Source organism: Micromonospora sp. AMSO12t (genome assembly GCF_008806585.1).
GTDB lineage: Bacteria > Actinomycetota > Actinomycetes > Mycobacteriales > Micromonosporaceae > Micromonospora > Micromonospora reichwaldensis.
The window spans coordinates 38744-45172 of the sequence record NZ_WAAS01000025.1 but is presented as its reverse complement, the minus strand read 5'-3'; the positions used below and the strand labels follow the sequence as shown (position 1 = coordinate 45172).

Sequence of the window (6429 nt, the reverse complement as noted above, 5' to 3'; positions counted from 1 at the left end):
AGGGCAGGGCAGGGCAGGGCGGTCAGGCCAGTTCGACCAGTTCGAGGAGGTCGTCGCTCCAGGCGTCCTCGTCGCCGTCGGGGAGCAGGATGGCGCGGTCGGGCTTCAGCGCCATGACCGCGCCGGGGTCGTGGGTGACCAGCACGATCGCCCCCGGGTAGCGGGCGATGGCGTCGAGCACCTGCTCCCGGCTGACCGGGTCGAGGTTGTTCGTCGGCTCGTCGAGCAGCAGCACGTTCGCCCCGGAGCAGACCAGGGTGGCCAGCGCGAGCCGGGTCTTCTCGCCGCCGGAGAGCACCCCGGCCGGCTTGTCCACGTCGTCGCCGGAGAACAGGAACGCCCCGAGGATCTTGCGCAGGTCGGTGTCGGTCTGCTCGATGGCGGCGCTGCGCATGTGCTCCAGCACCGTACGGTCCACGTCGAGCGTCTCGTGCTCCTGCGCGTAGTAGCCGAGCCGCAGGCCGTGACCGGCGTGCACCTCGCCGGTGTCCGGCTCGAGCAGGCCGCCGAGCATCCGCAGCAGGGTGGTCTTGCCGGCGCCGTTGAGCCCCAGGATGGCCACCCGGGAGCCCCGGTCGACCGCCACGTTCACGTCGGTGAAGATCTCCAGCGAGCCGTACGACTTCGACAGGCCTGTCGCGGTGAGCGGGGTCTTGCCGCAGGGGGCCGGGTTCGGGAAGCGCACCTTCGCCACCCGGTCGGAGACGCGTACCTCCTCCAGGCCGGAGATGAGCTTCTCGGCCCGGCGGGCCATGTTCTGCGCGGCGACGGTCTTGGTGGCCTTGGCCCGCATCTTGTCGGCCTGCGCCATCAGCGCGCCGGCCTTCTTCTCGGCGTTGGCCCGCTCCCGGCGGCGGCGCCGCTCGTCGGTCTCGCGGGCCTCCAGGTACGCCTTCCAGCCCAGGTTGTAGACGTCGACCACGGAGCGGGTGGCGTCGAGGAACCACACCTTGTTGACCACCGACTCCAGCAGCGAGCCGTCGTGGGAGATCACGATCAGGCCGCCCTTGTGGTTGGCGAGGAAGCTGCGCAGCCAGGTGATCGAGTCGGCGTCGAGGTGGTTGGTCGGCTCGTCGAGCAGCAGGATGCCGCCGCCGTTCTCACCCGCGTCGCGGAACAGGATCCGGGCCAGCTCGATGCGGCGGCGCTGACCGCCGGAGAGCGTGCCGATGGTCTGGGCGAGCGCCCGGTCCGGCAGGCCGAGGTTGGCGCAGATCCGGGCGGCCTCGGCCTCGGCCGCGTACCCGCCGAGGGAGGCGAACTGGTCCTCCAGCGCGCCGTAGCGACGGACCAGCCGGTCGTCGGCGTCGTCGGCGAGCTTGGCCTCGATCTCCTTCATCTGGGCCATCAGCACGTCCAGGCCCCGGGCAGAGAGCACCCGGTCGCGGCCGGTGACCTCCAGGTCGCCGGTGCGGGGGTCCTGCGGGAGGTAGCCGATGGCGCTGCGGCGATCGAGCTGACCGGCGTACGGCTGGCCCTCGCCGGCGAGCACCTTCAGCGTGGTGGTCTTGCCGGCGCCGTTGCGGCCGACCAGGCCGATCCGGTCACCCGGCTGCACCCGCAGCGTGGTGTCGGACAGCAGGATCCGGGCGCCGGCGCGCAACTCCAGGCCGGTGGCAGTGATCATGTCGGAGGACTCGCTCTCGGGGTCTGGAAGGGCTGACTCAGGGCACGCGAAAGCGCCGGCGAGCACGAGGCCCGTCGGCGCGGGGCGGTTCAGCCTTCGCAGAGCAGCACGGGCCCAAGTGTACCGGGCCCCGCCGGATCGCCCCGCCGGATTACCGATCAAGATCATCGGGTACCGAATCGCCGTCCGGACCCGGTCCGGTACCGCAACCACCAAAACGGATCAAATCGGTGATCGGGGTAGACATGGAGCTGAACGAGAACGCGCGGGTCGACACCAGCCAGGTGGACGATCGGCGAGGATCCGGCGGGGGCGGCGGGCTGGGCGGCATACCCATCCCGATCGGCGGCGGTCGGGGCGGCATCGTCGGCATCGTCATCGCCGTGCTCGTCGCGCTCGTCGGCGGCGGCTTCGGCCTGAACGCGGCCACCAACGGCGGCGACGAGCCGCAGGGCGACAACTCGTCACTGGAGCAGAAGTGCTCGGCCGAGGACGCGCTCCAGCAGCTCGACTGCCGCAACGCGCTCTACGTCAACTCCATCCAGGCGTACTGGCAGAAGGCCCTGCCCGAGGCGTTCGGCGAGCAGTACCGCCCGTCGAAGACGGTGTTCTTCAGCCAGGGCGTCAACACCGCCTGTGGGCAGGCCGACTCCGGCGTCGGCCCGTTCTACTGCCCCGCCGACGACCAGGTCTACATCGACCTCACCTTCTACCAGGTGCTCGCCCAGCAGCTCGGCGCCTCCGGCGAGTTCGCCCAGCCGTACGTGCTCGCCCACGAGTACGGCCACCACGTGCAGGACCTGCTCGGCACCGAGGCGCAGATGCGCCGCCAGCAGCAGCGCGACCCGGACAGCGCGAACGCGCTCTCGGTGAAGCTGGAGTTGCAGGCCGACTGCTACGCCGGCGCGTGGGCGAAGAACGCCACCGGCACCGCCGACGCGAGCGGCCAGAAGATCTTCACCAGCATCAGCGAGCAGGACATTCAGCAGGCCGTCGACGCCGCCGAGAAGATCGGCGACGACGCCATCTCCAAGCGGGCCAACCGGCCGGTGAACCCGGACGAGTTCACCCACGGTTCCTCCGCCCAGCGCAAGGAGTGGTTCACCCGGGGCTACGACACCGGCGACCCGAAGTCCTGCGACACCTTCCGCGGCAGCCTCTGAGCACCGGACCGGAGACCGCCCTCGGCGGCCGGCGGGCCTCGCCCGCCGGCCGCCGTCGTGCGTGGGGTCGACCGGCCGGTCGTTGGCGGTCCGTCCCAGCGTGGGAAGGGGCGGGTGTCCGCAGTGCAGCCAGCGTCGCTCCCGACGCGGTCGCCGCTCAGGACGGGGCGGGATCGCGCACCAGGATCCGGACCGCCCGGGCCGCCGCGATCGCGCCGACCAGCACGGCGTGCCGGGGCTCGGGCACGTCCAGCAGACGGTCGGCACGCAGCGCCGCCAGCGGGGCGAGCCGCCGGTCGGCGAGCACGGTGTCCACCGCCCGCCGGTCGCCGCCGCAGACCAGCGCGCCCAACGACGACGCCTCCGGCAGCAGCAGCCGTACGGCCAGGTCGGCCGCGTCGCCCAGCGCCGCCTTCGCCTGGTTGTCGCGCCGCCGGGCGAAGCGCTGCTGCGACCAGCCCCCGGCGGCCGTGCGCCCCTGCACGTAGCGGGTGCCCACCTTGGAGACCACCAGCTCCTCCCCCGCCGCGACGCCGACCGCCACCGCGCCCTTGCGGGCGAGCAGCAGCCCGATCCGGCGCGGCGCGGTCGCGGCGGCCACGAAGCCGGGCACATCCGGGGTGGCCGGCGCGCCGGGCGGGGTGTGCAGCTCGGCGATCGCGCCGTCCGGGGCGGCGAGCAGCAGCCCGTACGCCTCGACGGTGGTGGTGGGCGGGCCGTGCCGGTCGGCGAAGCCCTCGACCCACCGGGCGGCCCGGGCGGGGTCCACCTCGACCCAGCGGCCGCCTCCGGCGGCCGGTCGGCTGCTCATACGCCCGAACCTACGGCACGGCGACGCCAACTGACTGCCGTGGGTGGGTGGACGCCCGCGGCGGGCCGCCGCCCCCGCCGGGCGGCAGGCCACCGACCCGGACCCAGCCGGGCAGCGGACGACCGGCTCGGCTAGCCAAGCAGCAGCATCGCCACGGCCAGGGCGGCGATGATGGCGCTGGAGAGCAGCGCGGTCACGAGCCGACCGCGCGGTCCGGTCAGCACCCGGCCGACCAGGGTGCCTCCGCCGGCGATCAACAGCTGCCAGCTCGCCGAGGCGACGAACGCGCCGAGCACGAAGAGGCCGGCGGCGAGCGGATCCGGCTCGGCATGGTCCGTACGGCCCAGCACGAGCGCGGCGAAGTAGACCACGGTCGCGGGGTTCAGCAGGGTCAGCGCGAGCACGCCGGTGAAGGCGCGGACCGGGGTGTCCAGGCCCCGGCGGACGCCGGCGGCACCGGTCGCGGCGCGGGGGCGCAGCGCGCGCCAGGCGCCGTGGCCGGCGAGGACGAGCAGCACCAGTGCGGCGGCCAGCCGCAGCGGCCCGGCGACCGGGGCGATCAGCCCGGCGACGGCGGCCCCGCCGAGGGCCGCCACGGCGGCGTAGAGCCCGTCGGCGGTGGCCACCCCGAACGCGGCGGAGGCGCCGACCCGGAACGACGTGCGGGCGCTGAGCCCGAGGATGAGGACCGCGATCGCACCGACCGGGATGGCGACGCCGTAGCCGGCGAGCAGACCGGCCAGGAACGCGCCGGTCACGACGGTCGGCGGCGGGTCGGGACGCGACCGGACGCGGTCCGCTGTCGCCGTGCGGCGGCGGCCGCGGCGACGGGGACGGTCTTCGTCGGGTACGTCTCGATCACCCGCTCATCCTCGGCCCCGCCACCGCGGCCCTGCCACCGAATTCCCCACCGACGCCGTTCATCCGCAGGTGGACGCGACCGCAGGGCTCGGCTGGGGCGGCGTTACCGAGGGTCACAGTCGCCCCGACGGACGAGTTCCTACGTCGGTGTGGTGGGTCTTGGGGCGACGGTGGGGATCGGTGGAAGTCGGCGCAGTGCTCGGATGGCCAGTACGGCGAGCGGTACGCCTACCGCCAGCACGGCGACAACCTCTACGGAGGCGATCGTGGCGAGTGTTGTCCGCTGCGCCTGGTTGCTGTAGTCGGGCAGGGTTGCGGTTCGCAGGGCGAGCGCGGTCACGGCGAGCAGGGTGAGCGCCAGTGACCATGGCAGCCTCCGAGATTGGCGGCTGGACACTCGACCGGCCAGGTGGACCACCATGGCGACAGTGACCACCGCGCAGGACAGGCCCGGCCAGTCCAGCAGCCTCAGCGCCGGTCTCGCCGCCTGGATGGTGAACAGCGGCACGGGGACGAGGAAGATGCCGATCGGCAGCGCGAGGAGCCAGGGGCGGCGCGGCACCGGTGGGGCGCCTCGGTGAAAAGCCGCCATCGCGAGTAGCAGGAGCACGTCGACGAATCGCATCGCCCAGGGCGTCACGGACAGCGGTACGTCACCGACGCCTTGTTCGAAGGCGGTGGTGATGGCCGGAGGCACGATGGCGAGCAGGGCGACCGCTTGGGCCACCCGCCGGTGTCCGAGGACGAGCGCGACGTAGGCCGGCAACCACGCGTAGTCGGCGAGATTCCACGCGGTGTGCCAGATGTTCGACGACGGGCTGAGTGGCCATTCCAGTTCAGGAGCCGGCAACCAGGCGATCTTCCGGGAGAGCCACAGCGTGACGGCGATGCTGGCGGTGACCATGACGGCGTTGGCCAGCATCGCCATCAGGGCCGCCAGGCGTACGGCTTGTCCCCAGGCGAACGAGCGGGGTGGCGCGTCAGCCCCGCCGAGACGCAACCGAACGGCGAGGGAGACGATGCTGGCGACCTCGGACAGGCTCGGCCGGCCGTAGTCCGTGACATACGCGGTGGTCTCGGAGTCGCCGGTGTCCATGCTGTCCAGAAAGGCGGCGACCATGTCGTCTTCCCATTCCTGCCGGTAGGCGGCGGGCAGCAGCCGGAGGACGAACCGGTAGCGCTCTTCCAGCCGGTTCACGACGGCGTTCCCGTGATCGGGTTCCGCCGCTCGCGCAACCGGGTGGAGGCGAGGCGCGCGTTGGCGGCCAGCCGTTGCGCCTCCGCTTCGAGGGCCTGGCGGCCCCGCTCGGTCACCCGGTAGTACCGGCGTAACCGTCCTTGCCATGCCTCCTCGCGGTCCAGTTCGACCAGGCCGTCACCGACGAGTCGGTCCAGGACCCCGTACAAGGAGCCGATCTTCAGCTGCACGCGGCCCCGCGACAGTTCCGCCACGTCCGCGACGATCCCGTAGCCGTGCCGCGGAGCGTCGATCAGCGCGGTGAGGACGAAGAAGGCTGGCTCTGTCATGGCCCGAGAACTCATCCACCTAATATAGTGGAAGACAAGATATCCTTCCCGTCAGGAGCCAGGCTGGCGCCAGCGGGTTTCACCGGGCCCCGGCATGCGCGGAGCCCACGCCAAGAAGGAGTGATCATGGGCGACGGTGACGCGGCGGACGCCGGCGACCTGGGCGGGCCGGACTTCGCTCCGGCGATACCGGCGGCGGAGAGCAGCGTCGTCGGCGCCCCGCCCCCCAACGGGGCGGCCATCGTCCTGGGCCCCGGATACAGCGGTCAGGTCCTGCTGCCCCGGGCTCCGCAACGGGTTCGGCCACTACCCCCAGTCGCGAGCGGTGACCTTGGCGGCGGCGTTGGAGAGGATTCACGGGCAGCGGCCGACGATCATCCGTAACGGGGTTGGAAGCTGGCAAACGCCCGCACGTCGGCAAGACCGCGCGTCGCCTTGCA

General features: G+C 72.7%; 6 protein-coding genes. 1 reads left to right on the top strand and 5 read right to left on the bottom strand.

Annotation, left to right across the window (positions count from 1 at the left end):
* Positions 1–22: 22 nt before the first annotated feature.
* Positions 23–1627 (bottom strand): ABC-F family ATP-binding cassette domain-containing protein, encoded by a 1605-nt coding sequence (locus F6X68_RS06425; protein WP_151453374.1) that lies wholly within the window; start codon positions 1625–1627, stop codon positions 23–25.
* A gap of 245 nt (positions 1628–1872) precedes the next feature.
* Between F6X68_RS06425 and F6X68_RS06420 the strand changes: the two genes are divergently transcribed.
* Positions 1873–2790, top strand: a complete 918-nt coding sequence (locus F6X68_RS06420) for a neutral zinc metallopeptidase (protein WP_151453376.1) — start codon at positions 1873–1875, stop codon at positions 2788–2790.
* 157 nt (positions 2791–2947) lie between these two features.
* Here the strand turns inward: F6X68_RS06420 and F6X68_RS06415 are convergent, their stop codons facing one another.
* The 4 genes from F6X68_RS06415 to F6X68_RS06400 form a co-directional block, all read right to left on the bottom strand.
* Positions 2948–3601, bottom strand: a complete 654-nt coding sequence (locus F6X68_RS06415) for an acVLRF1 family peptidyl-tRNA hydrolase (RefSeq protein WP_151453373.1) — start codon at positions 3599–3601, stop codon at positions 2948–2950.
* 131 nt (positions 3602–3732) lie between these two features.
* On the bottom strand, positions 3733–4359 hold the full coding sequence (locus F6X68_RS06410) for a LysE family transporter (protein ID WP_151453372.1): 627 nt from the start codon (positions 4357–4359) through the stop codon (positions 3733–3735).
* Between the two features lie 242 nt (positions 4360–4601).
* Positions 4602–5660 carry a hypothetical protein gene (locus F6X68_RS06405; RefSeq protein WP_151453371.1) on the bottom strand — a complete coding sequence of 353 codons (1059 nt, stop codon included), beginning with the start codon at positions 5658–5660 and terminating at the stop codon, positions 4602–4604.
* Entirely contained in the window at positions 5657–5989 is a 333-nt protein-coding gene (locus F6X68_RS06400; RefSeq protein ID WP_151453370.1) for a PadR family transcriptional regulator, read from the bottom strand. The genes F6X68_RS06405 and F6X68_RS06400 overlap by 4 nt, the downstream gene beginning before the upstream one ends.
* Positions 5990–6429: the final 440 nt, after the last annotated feature.

What these genes read in the sequence shown, in the direction of transcription:
- F6X68_RS06425 (WP_151453374.1), bottom strand. Translation starts at nt 1,627, where the DNA reads ATGATCACTGCCACCGGCCTGGAGTTGCGCGCCGGCGCCCGGATCCTG.
- F6X68_RS06420 (WP_151453376.1), top strand. Translation starts at nt 1,873, where the DNA reads ATGGAGCTGAACGAGAACGCGCGGGTCGACACCAGCCAGGTGGACGAT.
- F6X68_RS06415 (WP_151453373.1), bottom strand. Translation starts at nt 3,601, where the DNA reads ATGAGCAGCCGACCGGCCGCCGGAGGCGGCCGCTGGGTCGAGGTGGAC.
- F6X68_RS06400 (WP_151453370.1), bottom strand. Translation starts at nt 5,989, where the DNA reads ATGACAGAGCCAGCCTTCTTCGTCCTCACCGCGCTGATCGACGCTCCG.